This is a genomic window from Comamonas thiooxydans (genome assembly GCF_000964545.1).
GTDB lineage: Bacteria > Pseudomonadota > Gammaproteobacteria > Burkholderiales > Burkholderiaceae_C > Comamonas > Comamonas thiooxydans.
Genome location: NZ_BBVD01000040.1, coordinates 1 through 1411, shown reverse-complemented (window position 1 = coordinate 1411; position 1411 = coordinate 1). Strand labels below are relative to the sequence as shown.

The window sequence follows — 1411 nt, the reverse complement described above, 5'->3', positions numbered from 1 at the left end:
CCCGGCGCACACACGCTGTCTGGCGCCATCATGGATCCTCGCGCGCTGACCGAGCTGATCCCCGACTGGAAGGAAAAGGGTGCTCCCCTGAACCAGCCCGTGACCGAAGACGCCATGGTCTTCCTCGGCGAGAAGAGCTCCTTGCGCACGCCCAACTGGCTGCTGCCCAAGTGCTTCCATAACGAAGGCAACTACATCGTTCGCCTGGGCTTTGTCACCAAGTGGCTGGCAGAGCAGGCCGAAGCCCTGGGCGTGGAAATCTTCCCCGGCTTCACCGCTGCCGAAGTGCTCTACAACGAAGACGGCTCCGTCAAGGGCGTGGCCACCGGCAATATGGGCATCAGCAAGGAAGGCGAGCCCACGGGCGACTTCCAGCTGGGCATGGAACTGCACGGCAAGTACACCATCTTTGCCGAAGGTGCGCGCGGCCACCTCGGCAAGCAGATCATCGCCAAGTACTCCCTGGATGCCAACCGCGACCCGCAGACTTACGGTCTGGGCATCAAGGAACTCTGGGAAATCGACCCCAAGCGTCACAAGCCCGGCATGGTGCTGCACACCGCAGGCTGGCCCATGAAGAGCGACACCTACGGCGGTGCCTTCCTCTATCACCTGGAAGACAATCTGGTCACGCTGGGCTTCATCACCGGCCTGGATTACTCCAACCCTTATCTGTCTCCATTCGAGGAGATGCAGCGCTGGAAGACCCATCCCAATATCCGCTACTACCTGGAAGGTGACGAAGCCAATGGCATCAAGCCCGGCAAGCGTATCTCCTACGGTGCCCGTGCCATCACGGCTGGCGGCATCTCCAGCCTGCCCCGCTTTGTCTTCCCCGGCGGCGCGCTGGTGGGCTGCGAAGCCGGCTTCCTCAACGTCAGCCGCATCAAGGGCAGCCACGCCGCGATCAAGACCGGCATGCTGGCCGCCGAAGCCGCCTACGCCGCCATCGTCGCAGGTCGCCAGAGTGACGAACTGACCGCCTACACCTATGCGTTCGAGAACAGCTGGCTGTATGAGGAACTGTGGAAGGCACGCAACTTCAAGGCCTGGTTCAAGAAGGGCCTGACCACCGCCTCGATCATGAACGGCCTGGAGCAGTTCGTGCTGCGCGGCAACATCCCCTGGACGCTGCATCGCAACAAGCCCGACCATGCCTATCTCAAGCCCGCTGCCGAGTGCACGCCCATCGAATACCCCAAGCCCGATGGCAAGCTGACCTTTGACCGCCTCTCCAGCGTCTTCATCAGCAGCACCAATCATGCAGAGAACCAGCCTGCTCACCTGACGCTCAAGGACGCCAGCGTTCCCGTCGACGTGAACCTGACCAAGTTCGCCGGCCCCGAGCAGCGCTACTGCCCCGCAGGCGTCTACGAATTCGTCGAGGACGAAGCCAATGCCGGCAAGCAGC

Annotated in this window: 1 protein-coding gene; it reads left to right on the top strand. The window is 62.3% G+C overall.

The window, feature by feature from the left end; translation table 11 throughout:
• On the top strand, positions 1-1411 hold a 1411-nt coding region (locus Cth01_RS23910; RefSeq protein ID WP_045840617.1), incomplete at both ends, for an electron transfer flavoprotein-ubiquinone oxidoreductase.